16 protein-coding genes are annotated in these 15,302 nt (G+C 70.8%); 13 read left to right on the plus strand and 3 right to left on the minus strand.

The window, feature by feature from the left end; genetic code table 11:
* Nucleotides 1-213 precede the first annotated feature (213 nt).
* Nucleotides 214-1,236, plus strand: a complete 1,023-nt coding sequence (locus tag STRVI_RS22740; RefSeq protein ID WP_014057979.1) for an endonuclease/exonuclease/phosphatase family protein — start codon at nt 214-216, stop codon at nt 1,234-1,236.
* Between the two features lie 123 nt (nt 1,237-1,359).
* The gene (locus STRVI_RS22745; RefSeq protein ID WP_014057980.1) at nt 1,360-1,731 is read left to right on the plus strand and encodes a hypothetical protein; all 372 of its coding nucleotides are present in this window, start codon (nt 1,360-1,362) and stop codon (nt 1,729-1,731) included.
* Nucleotides 1,732-1,791: 60 nt separating this feature from the next.
* On the opposite strand, the gene STRVI_RS22750 is transcribed toward STRVI_RS22745, so the two are convergent.
* On the minus strand, nt 1,792-2,148 hold the full coding sequence (locus STRVI_RS22750) for a MarR family winged helix-turn-helix transcriptional regulator (RefSeq protein WP_078505797.1): 357 nt from the start codon (nt 2,146-2,148) through the stop codon (nt 1,792-1,794).
* On the opposite strand from STRVI_RS22750, the gene STRVI_RS52835 reads away from it, so the two are divergent.
* Nucleotides 2,065-2,274: a hypothetical protein gene (locus STRVI_RS52835; RefSeq protein ID WP_167543184.1), complete on the plus strand. Its 210-nt coding sequence runs from the start codon at nt 2,065-2,067 to the stop codon at nt 2,272-2,274. The genes STRVI_RS22750 and STRVI_RS52835 overlap by 84 nt on opposite strands.
* A gap of 17 nt (nt 2,275-2,291) precedes the next feature.
* Here STRVI_RS52835 and STRVI_RS22755 read toward each other — a convergent pair whose 3' ends face one another.
* Nucleotides 2,292-3,281: a LacI family DNA-binding transcriptional regulator gene (locus STRVI_RS22755; protein WP_251982718.1), complete on the minus strand. Its 990-nt coding sequence runs from the start codon at nt 3,279-3,281 to the stop codon at nt 2,292-2,294.
* Nucleotides 3,282-3,804: 523 nt separating this feature from the next.
* On the opposite strand from STRVI_RS22755, the gene STRVI_RS22760 reads away from it, so the two are divergent.
* The 10 genes from STRVI_RS22760 (at nt 3,805) to STRVI_RS22805 (ending at nt 14,187) form a co-directional block, all read left to right on the plus strand.
* Nucleotides 3,805-5,037 (plus strand): hypothetical protein, encoded by a 1,233-nt coding sequence (locus tag STRVI_RS22760; protein WP_208949164.1) that lies wholly within the window; start codon nt 3,805-3,807, stop codon nt 5,035-5,037.
* The gene (locus tag STRVI_RS22765) at nt 5,034-6,011 is read left to right on the plus strand and encodes a D-2-hydroxyacid dehydrogenase (protein WP_014057984.1); all 978 of its coding nucleotides are present in this window, start codon (nt 5,034-5,036) and stop codon (nt 6,009-6,011) included. The genes STRVI_RS22760 and STRVI_RS22765 overlap by 4 nt, the downstream gene beginning before the upstream one ends.
* A 210-nt stretch (nt 6,012-6,221) precedes the next feature.
* On the plus strand, nt 6,222-7,022 hold the full coding sequence (locus tag STRVI_RS22770; protein WP_014057985.1) for a polysaccharide lyase family 7 protein: 801 nt from the start codon (nt 6,222-6,224) through the stop codon (nt 7,020-7,022).
* Nucleotides 7,023-7,314: 292 nt separating this feature from the next.
* Nucleotides 7,315-8,232, plus strand: a complete 918-nt coding sequence (gene ltnD, locus STRVI_RS22775; RefSeq protein ID WP_014057986.1) for an L-threonate dehydrogenase — start codon at nt 7,315-7,317, stop codon at nt 8,230-8,232.
* A 1-nt stretch (nt 8,233) separates the two neighbouring features.
* Nucleotides 8,234-9,514 (plus strand): 3-oxo-tetronate kinase, encoded by a 1,281-nt coding sequence (gene otnK, locus STRVI_RS22780; RefSeq protein WP_014057987.1) that lies wholly within the window; start codon nt 8,234-8,236, stop codon nt 9,512-9,514.
* Nucleotides 9,511-10,185 carry a class II aldolase/adducin family protein gene (locus tag STRVI_RS22785; RefSeq protein WP_014057988.1) on the plus strand — a complete coding sequence of 225 codons (675 nt, stop codon included), beginning with the start codon at nt 9,511-9,513 and terminating at the stop codon, nt 10,183-10,185. Before otnK ends, STRVI_RS22785 begins: the two co-directional genes overlap by 4 nt.
* A gap of 55 nt (nt 10,186-10,240) precedes the next feature.
* Nucleotides 10,241-11,548: an MFS transporter gene (locus STRVI_RS22790; protein WP_014057989.1), complete on the plus strand. Its 1,308-nt coding sequence runs from the start codon at nt 10,241-10,243 to the stop codon at nt 11,546-11,548.
* A gap of 35 nt (nt 11,549-11,583) precedes the next feature.
* A complete protein-coding gene (otnI, locus tag STRVI_RS22795; RefSeq protein ID WP_014057990.1) occupies nt 11,584-12,378 on the plus strand; it encodes a 2-oxo-tetronate isomerase in 795 nt (264 codons plus the stop codon).
* The gene (gene denD, locus STRVI_RS22800) at nt 12,375-13,391 is read left to right on the plus strand and encodes a D-erythronate dehydrogenase (RefSeq protein ID WP_014057991.1); all 1,017 of its coding nucleotides are present in this window, start codon (nt 12,375-12,377) and stop codon (nt 13,389-13,391) included. The genes otnI and denD overlap by 4 nt, the downstream gene beginning before the upstream one ends.
* Before the next feature lie 40 nt (nt 13,392-13,431).
* Nucleotides 13,432-14,187, plus strand: a complete 756-nt coding sequence (locus STRVI_RS22805) for a FadR/GntR family transcriptional regulator (RefSeq protein ID WP_043236372.1) — start codon at nt 13,432-13,434, stop codon at nt 14,185-14,187.
* 60 nt (nt 14,188-14,247) lie between these two features.
* Here the strand turns inward: STRVI_RS22805 and STRVI_RS22810 are convergent, their stop codons facing one another.
* Nucleotides 14,248-15,261, minus strand: a complete 1,014-nt coding sequence (locus tag STRVI_RS22810) for a helix-turn-helix transcriptional regulator (protein WP_208949165.1) — start codon at nt 15,259-15,261, stop codon at nt 14,248-14,250.
* Nucleotides 15,262-15,302: the final 41 nt, after the last annotated feature.

Below are 15,302 nucleotides of genomic sequence, written 5' to 3' on the forward strand. Positions count from 1 at the left end.
GGCGGCTCGCCGTGGGTGGGCACCCATTGGTCCCGGTGGGCACGGCGACGGCATGCGCGATGGCTTCGTCACTGATGAAGGAGAGACGGGAGAGCGCAAGATCCGATCCTAGGAAGCGTGCGCGCCAACGTCACCGGAATTTCACGCCCCGCACCAGAAACCGATGTGCCTGGCGGTCCATCTTGGGGTGCGGAATCGAACGGATGGAAAGCCATGATGGAGCAGGTGGACAGCGGCGCGGCGTCGCCGGTGCGGGCGGCTGCGCCCCGGCGGGCGGGACGCTGGGTGGCGCGGTGGGCTCGGGGCGGGTCGCCCTGGACGCGGGGGCGGGTGCTCGCCGTATTGGCGGTGCTGACGGCCGGGCTGCTGGCGTTCCACCGGGCGGTGCCCAACTCCGTTGGGCACTTGGGCAGTTTGCTGGAAGCGTTTCTGCCGTGGCTCGGCCTGGTGGTCGTGGTGATGCTCGGCCTGGCGCTGCTGCGCCGTTCGGCCATCGCGCTGGTGGCCCTGCTCCTGCCGGTTGCGGCCTGGACGTACCTCTTCGGCGGATTGCTCCTGCCCGGGGCGAAGCCCGGCCCGCATGACCTGGTCGTGGTGCAGCACAACGTCAGCGACGAGAACACCGACCCGGCGGGTACGGCTCGCGCCCTGGCCGACGCCGGGCCCGATCTCATCGCGCTGGAGGAGCTGGTGCCCGCGGCGCTGCCGGTTCACGAGAAGACCCTCGCCCCGGACTACCCGTACCACGCCGTCCGGGGCACCGTCGGACTCTGGTCGAGGCATCCGCTCACCGACGCCCGGCCGTTGGACATCAAACCCCAGGGGATCACGGAGGCATGGAGTCGCGGACTGCGGACCGTGGTCCACACGCCGCGGGGCGAGATCGCGGCGTACGTCGCGCATCTGCCGTCGGTCCGCATACGGGCGAGTGGCCTCGCGTCCTCCTGGCGTGATGAGAGCGCCGGCCTGTTGGGCAAGGCCATCGCCGCCGAGAAGCGGGATCGGCTGATCCTTCTGGGCGACCTCAATGGCACGGTCGACGACCGTGGGCTGGCTCCGCTGACCTCACGGATGAACGTCGCGGAGCGGGGCTTCGCCTTCAGCTTCCCCGCGAGCTTCCCGCTGGCCCGGATCGACCAGGTCATGGCCCGTTCGGCGGCTGTCGGCCACATCCGGACCCTGCCCGCCACCGGAAGCGACCACCTGCCGATCGCCGCCCGGATCGCGCTGGGTTGAAGCCGCCCGTCGAGCTGTGGCAGCCGAGGGAGTGACGGCAGCCGGGCGCCTCCTCGGGAGCGGTCCCAGGGCCCGCGGGTTAGAAATGCCGCGCAGGAATCCCCGACACAGGAGGTCCAACTGATGGGTATCGGTATGCGCTGGACGACCGCGACGGCCGCCACGACCATGACTCTCGCGGGCACGCTGGGACTCGGCCTGATGACACCGGTGGCGCAGGCCGCCGCCCACGGGCCCTGCTACGACGGGCGGTGCACGACCACCGTGTCGAGGCCCACGAACATCACGGTCGACAGCCACCGGTTCGGCTTCGGGAAGCTGCGGATCACCCACATCAGCTCCCGGTCCGTGAAGATGTCGGCCACCACTACGGGTGGCGCGCGCCTGAGCGGCAGCACCAGTCCGGGCGGCACCGTCAGGCTCAACAGCCTGAGCATCCGGGTGCAGTCGGTCAGCGGCCACAAGGCCAAGCTCGTTCTGACACGCGCGTCCTGACACGCGCGTCCGGATAGGCGCGTCCGGATACGCGCGTCCTGAATCCTCATCCAGCCACGATCACCTTCCAGTGATGCGGGTGGTCAGGCGGGTCAGCAGGGGCACACAGTCGCGCAGCCGCCGCTGTTCATCGGGGCTGAGCGCGTCGCTGATGGCGGCGCCCAGCCAAGTGGCGCGCTGCGCGCGCTCTTGCTGGAGTCGAGCGCGGCCGGTGTCGGTGATGTCCAGCAGGAGCTTGCGGCCGTCGCTGGGATGAGGTTCGGTGCGCACCAGGCCGGCGCCGAGCAGCTCTTTGACGGACTTGGCGGCCGACTGGTGGGTCACGCCGCGCCGGTGCGCGAGGTCGGCCGTGGTCTGCGGGCCGCCGCGGTCGAGGTGGCCGAGGATGGCGGCTTCAGCGGCTTCACCGGAGGGCATGGTGTCGGCGGCCCGCACCGCACGGACGAGTCCGCCATGGTCGGCGGGTTCCTGGGCGACAACGGCCCCGGCGTCGGGGCCCGCTACCACCGGGTGCCCGCAGGCACCTCCATCGACATCGGCTGACGGCGAGATCCCCGGCCTCAGCCCGGCGACGCCGCGGGCGGCGCGCTGGTGAGCCGTACGCGAAGCTCCATCGGAAGGGAGCGAGGTTCGGTGTCGCCGTCGGCGGCCATCAACGATTCCAGTCGCTGGGCGGCCTGCCTGCCCAGTTCGTCCCGGGCCATCGAGGCCGTGGTGAGGCGGCGCGAACTGGGCAGGTCGTCAACGGAGATGTCATCGCAGCCGATCACCGAGAGGTCTTCGGGGATCCGCAGTCCCGCCTCCTCCAACGCCGCCATCGCACCGAATGCCACCAGGTCGTTGTACGCGACCACAGCGCTGACACCGCGATCCCGCACCGCGTCGGCCGCGTCGTAGCCATGCCGCGCCGTGTGGCCGCACGGGATGACCGTGACGTCGATACCGAAGGCTGCCGCGGCCTCGAAGGCCCGGATGCGTTCCGCATTGGCCCAGGACGCTTCGGGCCCGCTCAGGTAGGCCACCCGGCGATGGCCGAGCTGGGTGAGGTGACCGCAGACGAGGGTCATCCCTCCGTAGAAATCGGCCGAGACCGAGGGGATGCTCAGCCCGGGGACGATCCGGTTGACCAGCACCACAGGGTGGCCACGGAGAGCCAGATCGACGAGCGCGGTGCGGTCCATGCGGGGAGAACACAGCAGTACGCCGTCGCAACAGCGCATCAGATCCTCGGCGAGCTCGTACTCGCTCGCCGCGTCCTCGTCCGACTCCATCACCATCACCCGACGCCCGTGCCGGCGGGCGACAGCGGAGACTGATTTCAGCACATCCGGAAAGTACGGGTTGGACAGGTCGGGCACGAGCACGCCGATAGCGCCGGCCTCACCGCGCGCCAGGCCCTGGGCAGCGGCATTGGGGCGATAGCCCAGTTCGGCGACCGCGCTCTGCACCCGGCGCGCCAGCTCGGGATCGACCCGGGCCGTGCCATTGAGGACACGGGAGACGGTGGAGGTGGACACTCCTGCCGCCGTGCCGACATCGTTGATCGTCACGCGCCGCTGGCGCGCCCCCCTCTTCGCCGCGGACCCGCTCACCACACCGGGCCTCTCAGACGTTTCGGGCAGCCCGGCCGCAGGGGGTGGTTCCGGCTCTTCGGATGATCCCGGACTTTCCCTCATCTCCGGCACTTTCGGAGTAGCCAAACCCAGCCCCCAGAGTTGTCCTTGTATCCCGTCAGGGTAGTTCGTCGTCCAGCGCACCGGCCGCGAGTCCCACCCGCGATCCCGGGCCGCACTCCCGCTCTGACCGGTTATGAAAGCGCGCCCTCAGCTTATCCCGAACATCCGCCGAAGATCGACGACCCAAACAAAGCAGCAGGTCATGAGCGCTTTTCAGGCATCACACCGAGACACCCGGAGAAAGTGCGTGTGAAAACGCTTGCTCAGCACTGTTGATGGCCCTAACGTCATGCGCACTTCAGTCCCGAGGGCCACCAGGGCCGGGACCAACGACCACAACTTCGCTCGGCAGCGGTTCGCCACAGGGCAGTCCGGCGCCACCAAGGAGTTGAACCACGTGACAACCGAACCCCTCGGCTCCTGCGAGCTCAACGGCACCTTCGCCTACACCTGGGACCTGGTGGGCGACCCTGCGGCGGCCGACCGCTTAGCCTCACTCGGCGTGGGCGCAGTGGTCCTGCAAGCCGCGTACCACTCAGTGCGCGCCATGACGCCCTACCACCCCGCCCACCGCATCGTGCATGCCACGCACGCCGCCGCGTACTTCCCGCTCGACCCACACCAGTGGCGCGACACCCGTCTGAGGCCCTCCGCGCCCGGCTGGGCCGTCGACGCCCCGGACCGGTTCGGCACGGCGGCCTCGGCCCTCCGGAGCCAGGGACTGCGGGTGGAAGCCTGGCTGGTGCTCACGCACAGCACGGCGGTGGGAGCGCACGCACCCGATCTGACCGTGCGCAACGCGTTCGATGAACGATACGGGTACGCCCTGTGCCCGGCACAGCCCGAAGTGACGGCGTACGCGGTGCAGTTGGTCCGGGCTTTCTGCGCACGCTACGACGCCGCCGAGGTGCCGTCGCTCATGCTGGAGGCGTGCGGATGGCTGGGCTTCGAGCACGGCAGCCGGCATGAGAAGACAGCGGGCGCCGATCTGAGCGCGGGCTGCCGGGATCTGCTGTCGATATGCCTGTGCGCCGCGTGCCGCACAGGGATCGAGGCCGCCGGGGCGGACCCCGCCGGTGTCGCACGGGCGGTGCGCCGCACCGTCGACGCGGAGATGCGCGACGGTGTCCGGGCTCCGAGCGCGTTCGCCGAGTCGCTGGGTGAGCAGGCGGCACGAGCCCTGCTGCGCCACCGCCAGTCCGTCATCGAGGAGTTGACGCTACGGATCGCGGCGGCGGCGCCCGGCCGGGAGATCCTTCTGATGGCGGACGGCGACCCGCAGGCCACCGGCCCCGACAGCGGGCTCGACCTGGGCCACTTCGACGGCCGGGCCACCGCCTTCGTCCTCAAATGCTGGGACGACGAAGCCCGGGCGGTGGCCCGCATCGAGGAGGCGGTGCGCAGCAGCGCACGGCCGGTCATCGCCAATGTCTCCGTGCTGGAGGAGCACCCCGCCCACCTCGCCGGACGGGTGGCGCGGCTGCGAGCCGCCGGTGCTCAGCGGATTCGCTACTACCACGCGGGCCTGGCCTCGCCTGCCCGGCTCCAGGCGCTGCGCGCGGCCGACGCGCAGGGAGAGGTGATAGCCATGACGGGAACCACGGCACAGACAGCAGAGGGAGCAGCATGACCACAGCCACCTTCACCCTCGTCATGGTCCCCCCGCTGCCGGACGAGACACGGTCCTGGCCCGACAAGCTCGTGGAGGCCGTTCCCGGAATCGAGGTCCTCTGCCCCGAAAGCCCCGAGGACGTCGGCGCCGCGCTGGGCCGCGCCGACGCCGCGTACGGCACGCTCACTCCCGAACTCCTCGACAGGGCAGGGAACTTGCGATGGTTGCAGGCTCCTCAGGCGGGGCCTCCTCCCGGCTTCTACCACCCCGCGCTCGTGCGTCATCCGGTGCGGGTGACGAATATGCGGGACACGTACACCGACCATGTGGCCACGCACACCCTGGCGTTGGTCCTGGCTCTGGCCCGGCAACTCCCCCACTATGTGCGCGAGCAGGCCGCCGCCAACTGGGCACCGGACTGGTCGGACGGCGGGGTCCTTCCGCTCAGTGAGGCGCGTGCGCTCGTCGTCGGTACGGGTGCGATCGGTGCCGAGACGGGGCGGCTGCTCGCCGCGTTCGGAACCCGCGTGGAGGGCGTCGATGCCCGGATCACCGAGGCGCCGCCGGGTTTCGACCGGGTTCTGCCCGCCGACCTCCTGGATCGCGTCCTTTCTCAGGCGGACATCGTGATCCTCACCGTGCCGCACACTCCGCAGACGGAAGGGCTGATGGACGCCGCCCGTATCGCGTTGATGAAACAGGGAGCCTGCCTCATCAACGTCGGCCGCGGTCCCACCGTCCGGCTCGACGACCTGGTCACGGCCTTGGACACGGGACGTCTGCGGGGCGCCGCCCTCGACGTCATGGAGCAGGAGCCGCTGCCGCCGGACCACCCTCTGTGGCGTCACCCCAAAGCACTGGTCACCCCCCATGTCGCGGGGGCCGGACCGCATGCCGCGGCACGCCGGTTCGAGGTGCTCGCGGACAACGCGCGGCGGTTCGCCGCCGGGCAGCCGTTGATCAACGTAGTGGACAAGTCGCAATGGTTCTGAACGGCATCGGCTGACAGCCTGCCCGCCGTGCGCTGAGGAGGTCAGCGCCTGAGCGAGGTCCGACATCGGCCTCGCCGCCTCGCTGTGCCTCTTCGCTGCCGTTCGCTGCCCCTACGGCCTCATCGCTCCGCCGACCCCAGCGGTCGGCGGTTTCCTCCGGATCCGTCCCTTGACGGGTCTGTCATGCCCCCACACATGAAGGAGCCGCACATGCAGAAGAACCCTGGCGCGCGCAGGACTCCGCGCCGCGCTCTCGTGTTCATCGCCGCACCGGCACTCGCCGCCGGCGCCCTGGCCTCGGTGCAGAGTGCGTCGGCCGCTCCGGCGGACGCCGCCGCCTGCCCCGCACCGGCTGCGGCCATCGGCCTGAGCACCGGCTGGAAGCTCCAACTGCCCACCCCCGACAGCTCCGGCTCTCCCCAGGAGATCAAGCAGCCGGCCCTGTCGACATACAACAAGGCACCGTGGTTCACGGCCACTTCGGGCTGCGACGCGATCCTGCTGCGGGCCGCCGTCAACGGCGCCACCACCAGCAATACCGGATACCCGCGGTCGGAGTTGCGCGAGATGACCGCTGATGGGTCGGCGACGTCCAGCTGGTCGTCCACGACGGGCACCCACACCATGGTCGTCGACGAGGCCATCACGCATCTCCCCGCGGGCAAGCCGCACGTGATGGCCGGGCAGATCCACGACGAGTCGAGCGACGTCACCTCGTTCCGTCTCGAAGGGACCAGCCTCTACGTCACCTCCTACAACACCACCCACTACAAGCTGGTGACCTCCAGCTACAAGCTGGGCGACCGCTTCGAGGGCAAGTTCGTGGCCCACGACGGAAAGGTCGACGTCTACTACAACGGCACGCTCCAGGCCACCGTCACCGCCAAGTTCGGCAGTGGTTACTTCAAGGCGGGCGACTACACGCAGGCGAACTGCAACAACTCCTCGCCGTGCGACAACTCGAACTACGGCGAGGTCGCCCTCTACGGGGTCACGGTGAAGCACGCCTGAGCACCATGCCGTGCGGCCGCGGTCAGTAGGAGGATGCCGGCTTCCTACTGGCCGCGGCCGCCGTTCCGGCCGTGCACCTGATGGTTGCCGCGAGGGCCCGCCATGCCCGCCTCGCCACGTCCCATCCGACTCCACCCCACGCCATGTGACGGACGTCACGGTATGCGGGAACCTCGTCTTCAGGTCATCATATGACCCGATCGCCGCCAAGGCCGGAGGCCGATTGCGCCTTCGGCCAGCACAGCAGGGCGGCGGCGCTCCCCCATAGAACACGGCAAGGACGAGGAGGGGCATGAGCGATCAGGACAGGCCGGCACGGCCGCGCGTGGGCGTGGTGGGGCTCGGGGCCATGGGACTCGGCATGGCTCGCAGCCTGCGGAAGGCGGGCTACGAGGTCGGGGTCCACGATCTGCGACCGGAGGTGGCCGAGGGCTTCGCCCGCGATGGCGGGACGGCGTTCGCCTCCCCCGGCGACCTGGCGGCCGCGGTGGACGTCGTGGTCGGTGTCGTGGTCAACGCGGCGCAGGTCGAGTCGGTGCTGTTCGGTGCCGACGGGGCCGCCGCCCGGCTCCGCCCGGGGGCCGTCTTCGTGATGTGCTCCACGGTCGACCCCGGCTGGTCCGCGGAGCTCGGGGAACGGCTGGCCGAGCGGGAGGTGCTCTACCTGGACGCCCCCGTCTCCGGTGGTGCCGCGCGCGCCGCGGCCGGAGAGCTGACCATGATGACGTCGGGCTCCGCCGCGGCGTACGCGATCGCCGACCCGGTGCTCGAGGCCATGAGCGCCACGGTCTACCGCCTGGGTGAGCAGGCCGGTCTCGGCTCCAAGATCAAGATCGTGAACCAGTTGCTCGCGGGTGTGCACATCGCCGCGGCGGCCGAGGCGATGGCGCTCGGCCTGAAGGCCGGTGTGCCGGCCGAGGCGCTCTACGAGGTCATCACACACAGCGCCGGCAACTCGTGGATGTTCGAGAACCGGATGGCGCATGTGCTCGCCGGTGACTACACGGCCCTCTCCGCGGTCGACATCTTCGTCAAGGACCTGGGGCTCGTCCTCGATTCCGCACGGCCGGAGCGGTTCCCGCTTCCCCTGGCCGCCACGGCTCACCAGATGTTCCTGCAGGCGTCGGCGTCGGGCCTGGGTGCCGAGGACGACAGCGCGGTCATCAAGATCTTCCCCGGGATCGACCTGCCGCGGCCGAAGGGGGCCTGAGATGGGAATCCGACTCGGCTGCATCGCCGACGACTTCACCGGCGCCACGGACCTGGCCAACAACCTGGTGCGCGCGGGCATGCGCGTGGTCCAGCTGATCGATGTGCCGCCTGGCGGCGCAGAGGAGCCGGTGGACGCGGACGCCGTGGTCATCGCGCTCAAGTCGCGGACGGTTCCGGCCGCCGACGCCGTCGAGGCATCGCTGCGGGCCCTCGCCTGGCTGCGGTCCGCGGGCGCCGAGCAGATCTACTTCAAGTACTGCTCCACCTTCGACTCGACGCCGGCCGGCAACATCGGGCCGGTCACCGAGGCCCTGATGGACGCGCTCGGCACCGACTTCACGATCGCGACGCCCGCGTTCCCCGACAACGGGCGCACGGTCTTCAAGGGCCATCTCTTCGTCGGTGACGTGCTGCTCAGCGAGAGCGGTATGCGCCATCATCCGCTCACCCCGATGACCGACCCCAATCTCGTTTCGGTCCTGGGTGCGCAGACCACGCGAGCGGTCGGCCTGATCGACCACACGGTCGTCGGCCGTGGTGCCGAGGCGGTCCGGGCCCGGATCGACGACCTGCGCGAACAGGGCGCCGGGCTCGCCATCGCCGACGCCGTCTCCAACGACGACCTGGTGCGCCTCGGCGCGGCGGTCCAGGGGATGCCGCTGGTGACCGCCGGGTCGGGCCTGGCCATCGGGCTGCCCGCGAACTGGGGGGTAACGCCGTCCCACGCCGCCGCACAGCTACCACCACCCGGCGGCCACCGGGCGGTCATCTCCGGATCGGTCTCCACCGCCACCAACCGCCAGGTCCTGGAGTTCCTGCGCGCCGGCCGGCCCGCGTTCAGCGTGGATCCGCTGCGTATCGCGGCCGGTGAGGACGTCTCCGGCCAGGCCCTCGCCTTGGCCGAATCCCATCTGGCCGACGGTCCTGTCCTCTTCTACTCCACCGAGGCGCCCGAGGCGGTCCGCACCGTCCAGAGCAAGCTCGGCGCCGTCGAGGCCGGTGAACTGGTGGAGCGGACCCTGGCCCGCGTGGCCCAGGGCCTCGTGGAACGGGGGGTCCGTCAACTCGTCGTCGCGGGCGGTGAGACCTCGGGAGCGGTCGTCCGGGCGCTCGGCATCACCGGGCTGCGGATCGGGCCGCAGATCGATCCCGGGGTGCCATGGTGCGCGGCGCCGCTTCCCGGCGGGGACACGCTCCACATCACGCTGAAGTCCGGCAACTTCGGTGGCCCCGCGTTCTTCACCGACTCGTTCGCCCTGCTCGACCGGGAGGTCTCATGACCGAGCTCCTCGACGCCACCGTGGACGAGGCGCGCGACGAGATCGTCCGGGTGGGCACGAGCCTGTTCAACAGGGGCTATGTGCACGCCAGCGCCGGGAACATCAGCGCCAGGGTCGGCGACGGCCACCTGATCACACCCACCGACGCCGCCCTGGGTTTTCTCCAGCGCGACCGCCTCGCGCTGGTCGACGCCCAGGGTGAGCAGATCGCGGGCGACCGCGCGAGCAAGACCTTGACGCTCCATCGACGCATCTACGCGGCCGACCCCACGGCCCGATACGTCATCCACACCCACTCCACCCACCTGGTCGCGCTCACCTTGGCCGGTGTGTGGAGCCAGGACGACGTGCTCCCGCCGATCACGCCCTACTTCGTGATGAAGGTCGGGCACGTCCCGCTCATCCCCTACCACCGGCCCGGCGACCCGCGCGTGGCCGACCTGGTGACCGCCCGGATCGCCGACCACCAGGCGAGCCACACACCGATCAGGGCCGTCCTGCTCGACCGGCTCGGCCCCGTGGTCTGGGGCCCGGACGCGGCCGCCGCCCTCGCCGTCCTCGAAGAACTCGAGGAGACGGCACGTCTCTGGCTCCTGACCGACCGTCGACCGGAGCCGCTCACCACCGACGCCATCGACGAACTGAGGGCCACGTTCGGCGCCGCTTGGTGACCCGTCTCTCCCCTCCCCGTTCGCAGAATCCCCTGAGCCGCACAAAGGATTCGTCATGCCCATGCCCGCAGTGGCGACCGAGACCCCCGCGCTCGCCCGCGAGAACACGGTCTACCGCAAGGTCGTACGCCGCATCGTCCCCTTCCTCATCCTCTGCTACGTGGCCTCCTATCTGGACCGGGTCAACGTCGGCTTCGCGAAGCTGCAGATGTCCGACGACCTCGGGTTCAGCGAGGCGGCGTACGGCCTGGGGGCGGGCCTGTTCTTCATCGGCTACTTCATCCTGGAGGTCCCCTCCAACCTGATGCTGCAACGCGTCGGGGCCCGCACCTGGATCGCCCGCATCATGATCAGCTGGGGCCTGGTCTCGGCGGCGTTCATATTCGTCACCAACGAGGCGACGTTCTACGTGCTCAGGTTTCTGCTCGGTGCCGCGGAGGCGGGGTTCTATCCGGGAGTGATCCTCTACTGCACCTACTGGTTCCCCTCGTACCGCCGGGCCCGGGTGATCGCGATGTTCATGTCGGCGATCCCGGTGGCGGGCATCTTCGGCAATCCGCTCTCCGGCTGGATCATGGACCACTTCCAGGGCGTGAACGGCTGGCAGGGCTGGCAGTGGATGTTCCTGCTGGAGGCCGTCCCCGCGCTCCTCGTCGGTGTCGTCACCCTCTTCTACCTGGACGACGACGTGCGCGCCGCGAAGTGGCTGACCGATGAGGAGAAGTCCGTCGTCGAGCGGGCGGTCGCCGACGACACCACGCACCGGACGGTGGACGGCCGGGTCTGGGAGGCCTTCCGCGAGCCCAGGGTGTGGCTGATGTGCTTCATCTACTTCTGCTTCGTGATGGGCCAGTACGCCCTGACCTTCTGGATGCCCTCGTTCGTCGAGTCCACCGGCATCGAGGGCAACTTCGCGATCGGCGTGCTCAGCGCCGTGCCGTTCCTGGCCGCGCTCGTCGCGATGAACCTGTTCGGCCGTTCGGCGGACAAACGCCGCGAGCGCCGCTGGCACCTGGTCATCCCGAGCCTCATGGGCGCCGTCGGATTCTCGCTGTCCGCCGTCTGGAACGGCTCGACCGCGCTGTCCCTGACCGCGCTGTCCATCGCCGCGGCCGGGGTGCTGACCTGCGCTCCGCTGTTCTGGTCGCTCCCCACCGCATTCCTGAGCGGCACCGCCGCCGCGGCGGGCCTTGCCATGATCAACTCGGTGGGCAACCTCGCCGGCTTCGTCAGCCCCTACATGATCGGCGCGCTCAAGGACGCCACCGGCTCGGCGTCGATCCCGATGCACGTCCTGGCGGTCAGCCTCGTCGTCGGCGCCGTCGCGGTGCTCACCACCAAGAAGCACGTCGTCAACCGCTGACCGGGGACGCTCCCGGCCCGAACGCAGGAGCCAGCATGCCGAGGTTCGCCGCGAACCTGTCCATGATGTACACCGAACACGACTTCCTCGACCGCTTCGCCGCGGCGTCGGCGGACGGCTTCGAGGCCGTCGAGTACCTCTTCCCCTACGCGTACGACGCCACCGAGCTGCGCCGCCGGCTCGACGACCACGGCCTGAGGCAGGTGCTCTTCAACGCGCCGCCCGGCGCGTGGGAGTCCGGCGAACGCGGGCTCGCGGCGCTGCCAGGACGCGAGGCGGAGGTGCGCTCCGGGATCGAGCGGGCGCTGGAGTACGCGGCGGAGCTCGGCTGCCCACGGGTGCACATGATGGCCGGGCTGGTGGGACCCGCACAGGACCCGGCCGAGCACCGCGACACCTACCTGGCCAACCTCGCCCGGGCCGCGGAGCGGGCCGCCGCGGCGGGCGTCGACATCCTGATCGAGCCGATCAACGGCCGCGATATGCCCGGCTACTTCCTGAGCCGGCAGTCCGAAGCGCACACCGTGGTACGGGAGGTGGGAGCCCCGAACCTCAAGGTGCAGCTCGACCTGTACCACTGCCAGATCGTCGAGGGCGACCTCACCACGACCCTGCGCCGCGACCTGCCCACCGGCCGGGTCGGCCATCTGCAGATCGCGGGCGTACCCGATCGCCATGAGCCCGACCGGGGCGAACTCGACATCCGCCATCTGTTCGGCGTCATCGACGACCTGGGCTTCGACGGGTGGATCGGCTGCGAGTACAACCCCCGCGCCGGCACGAGCGAGGGGCTCGGCTGGCGACACGACTACCGAGGAGACAACGCATGAGGATCGTCATCACGGGTGGCTTCGGCTTCCTGGGACAGCGGGTCGCCGCCGCATTGCTCACGGCACGGACGTTCCGCGGTGCGCCGATCGACCGGCTGGTGCTCGCCGACCGCGTCGTGCCGCCCGGTTCGGCAGCGGCCGAGCCCCTCGTGGACGTCGTACGGGGCGACCTGGTCGACCGGCTCGACGAGGTGTTCGCGGAGCCGGTGGATGTGCTGATCCACCTCGCCTCGGCGGTCTCGGCCGAGTGCGAGGCCGACTTCGACCTGGGCATGAGCGCCAATGTGGACACGACGCGCGCGCTGCTCGAGGCCGCGCGGGCCCAGTCGGCCGCCGGGGGGCCGACGCCGCGGATGGTGTTCTCCAGCAGCGTCGCCGTCTACGGCTCCGACCCCGCGCTGCCGCTGCCGCCGGTCGTCAGCGAGTCGACCCTGCCCACACCGCGGTCGAGCTACGGGATCCAGAAACTCGTTTGCGAGCAGTTGATCGCGGACTACACCCGCCGCGGCTTCCTCGACGGGCGCGTCGCCCGCCTGATGACCGTGTCGGTGCGGCCGGGCAAGCCGAACGCGGCCGCCTCCGGCTTCCTGTCCGGCATCATCCGCGAACCGCTCGCGGGCCTCCCGGCGACCTGCCCGGTCCACCCCGAGCTGAAGGTGGCCCTGGCCTCGCCACGGCGCACCGTCGAGGGCATCCTGCGCGTCGCGGAGGCCGAGCGCGGCGCCGGGCCGGGCCGGATCGACGGCGGGGTTCCGGTCAACCTTCCGGCGCTCACGGTCTCGGTCGCCGACATGCTGAGCACGCTGCGGCAGGTGGCCGGGGACGCCGTCGCCGACCTGGTGACGATCGCACCCGATCCCGGCGTCGAGGCCCTCGTGGGCTCGTGGCCCGCCGCGTTCGACAACGCACGCGCCGCCGCGCTCGGACTGGCACCGGACCCGGACTTCGCCTCGGTGGTGCGCGACTACCTCGAGGACCACGCCGACGCGGTCGTGGACGGTGTGCACCCTTAGCGGCCGGGGCGACCGGAACGGTGCCGATAAACTGAAGACCATGTTCTCCAAGGTGAGCGGTCCCGTGCGGCTCGCGGATCGGGTCGCGGCGATACTCTCGGAAGAGATCGAGTCCGGGCGGCTGGCCGAGGGCGACAAGCTCCCGACCGAGGTGGCGCTGGTCAAGCAGCTGGGCGTCAGCCGCACCGTCGTACGCGAGGCCGTCTCCAGGCTCCGTAACGCGGGTCTGGTCGAACCCCGTCAGGGGCTCGGTGTGTTCGTGATGCCGCGGCGCACCCGGCCGCTCGACCTGGAGGCCGAGACCGCCGAGGACACCAAGTCCAAGGTGCGGCAGATCGTGGAGGTGCGCCGCCCCATCGAGGGCGAGGCGGCGTACCTCGCGGCCACCCGGGCCACTCCGGCCGGCCTCGCCCGGATGCGTCAGGCCCTGGAGGCCATCGACGCGGCGGTGGCGGCCGGGGGCGACGGCGTGGACGAGGATCTCGCCTTCCACCGGTCCATCGCCGAATCGACCGGGAATCCGGTGATGCTCTCGACGCTGCGTTACCTCGGCGAGGTGCTGCGCAGCGGAATCCGTGTCACGCGTGCGAACGAGGCGCGCCGCGGCGACTTCCTCGAAGCGGTCCGGCACGAGCACCACGCCATCCTGGCCGCCATCGAGGCCCGCGACGCCGAGGCGGCACGCGACGCGGCGCTGCTCCACCTGAGACATGCGGCGTCCCGGCTGCAGGACGCGGACGACGGGTTCTGGACCGAGGCCGAGAACCTCGAGGTGGATCTCGACGCCGCTCCCTGAGACGCGAGGCGCAGTGCGGGTCGCTCATCGGCTCGGCGGTCGCGTGGTGGGCTCGGCGGGTCAGTCGGCCGCGGCTCGTGCGTAGCGGCGGGCCAGGTGGGCGAAGGCGTCCTTGAGCTCCCGCGGCCCGATGACCTCGATCTCGGCGTCGAACCTGCCGATACTGGCGGCCAGTCCGGGCCATGACCACGCGCCCAGGACGAGCCGGCAGCGGACCGGGCCGAGTTCTTCCACCACTCCGTCCTGCGTGTAGGTGGACACGACGGAGGCGGGGAGGTCGAGGATGACCTCCCCGTGGCAAGGCCGGCCGCCGGTGCCGTCGGAGCCCTGGAATCTGCCGGCGACGAAGGCGGCCACGTCCCCTCCGGGCAGTTCGCGCGGGGTGAAGCGGGGCCCGGTGGGGGTGCGCGGGATGATCCGGTCGACGCGGAAGGTGCGCCAGTCGTCGCGGTCGAGGTCCCAGGCGACGAGATACCAGCGCCCGCCCCGGGTGACGAGATGGTGCGGCTGCACCCGGCGCGGCGCGGTCGCGGCGGGGTCGGCGTGGGCGGCTTGGGCGGCTTGGGCGGCGGTTCCGGGTGGGGAGACGGGGACGTAGCCGAAGCGCAGCACTTCACGGGCGCGGACGGCCGCGCTGAGGGTCAGGAGAACATCCGGGGCGACCTGCGGATTCGGCCGGGTCCCCGCGCCGTCGACGGCGGTGACCTGGAGGGCGTCGACGCGATGGCGCAGCCGCGCGGGCATGACCTGCCGGACGGTGCTCAGCGCCCGCACCGCCGCCTCCTCGATTCCCGCCCCGGTGACGGCGGCGGTCTGAAGCGCCACGGCGAGGGCCACGGCCTGGTCGTCGTCGAACAGCAGCGGCGGCAGTTCCGTACCGGCGCCGAGTCGGTAGCCCCCGTCGGGGCCCTTGATGGCCGCGATGGGATAGCCGAGTTCGCGCAGGCGGTCGACATCGCGGCGCACGGTGCGCGGGCTGACCTCCAGCCGCTCGGCCAGTAGCTGCCCCGGCCAGTCCCGGCGTGCCTGCAGCAGGGAGAGCAGTGACAGCAGTCGCGCTGATGTCTTCGGCATGACACCCATTCTGTCCCGAGAAGCGGCCACAACCTGTCCTC

The sequence above is a fragment of the Streptomyces violaceusniger Tu 4113 genome, assembly GCF_000147815.2.
Taxonomy (GTDB): Bacteria; Actinomycetota; Actinomycetes; order Streptomycetales; family Streptomycetaceae; genus Streptomyces; species Streptomyces violaceusniger_A.

Coding starts and splice junctions, on each gene's coding strand:
- STRVI_RS22770 (WP_014057985.1), top strand. CDS start 6,222: ATGCAGAAGAACCCTGGCGCGCGCAGGACTCCGCGCCGCGCTCTCGTG.
- STRVI_RS22785 (WP_014057988.1), top strand. CDS start 9,511: ATGACCGAGCTCCTCGACGCCACCGTGGACGAGGCGCGCGACGAGATC.
- STRVI_RS22750 (WP_078505797.1), bottom strand. CDS start 2,148: ATGCCCTCCGGTGAAGCCGCTGAAGCCGCCATCCTCGGCCACCTCGAC.
- STRVI_RS22805 (WP_043236372.1), top strand. CDS start 13,432: ATGTTCTCCAAGGTGAGCGGTCCCGTGCGGCTCGCGGATCGGGTCGCG.
- STRVI_RS22790 (WP_014057989.1), top strand. CDS start 10,241: ATGCCCATGCCCGCAGTGGCGACCGAGACCCCCGCGCTCGCCCGCGAG.
- otnI (WP_014057990.1), top strand. CDS start 11,584: ATGCCGAGGTTCGCCGCGAACCTGTCCATGATGTACACCGAACACGAC.
- otnK (WP_014057987.1), top strand. CDS start 8,234: ATGGGAATCCGACTCGGCTGCATCGCCGACGACTTCACCGGCGCCACG.
- STRVI_RS22810 (WP_208949165.1), bottom strand. CDS start 15,261: ATGCCGAAGACATCAGCGCGACTGCTGTCACTGCTCTCCCTGCTGCAG.
- STRVI_RS22745 (WP_014057980.1), top strand. CDS start 1,360: ATGGGTATCGGTATGCGCTGGACGACCGCGACGGCCGCCACGACCATG.
- ltnD (WP_014057986.1), top strand. CDS start 7,315: ATGAGCGATCAGGACAGGCCGGCACGGCCGCGCGTGGGCGTGGTGGGG.
- denD (WP_014057991.1), top strand. CDS start 12,375: ATGAGGATCGTCATCACGGGTGGCTTCGGCTTCCTGGGACAGCGGGTC.
- STRVI_RS22740 (WP_014057979.1), top strand. CDS start 214: ATGATGGAGCAGGTGGACAGCGGCGCGGCGTCGCCGGTGCGGGCGGCT.
- STRVI_RS22765 (WP_014057984.1), top strand. CDS start 5,034: ATGACCACAGCCACCTTCACCCTCGTCATGGTCCCCCCGCTGCCGGAC.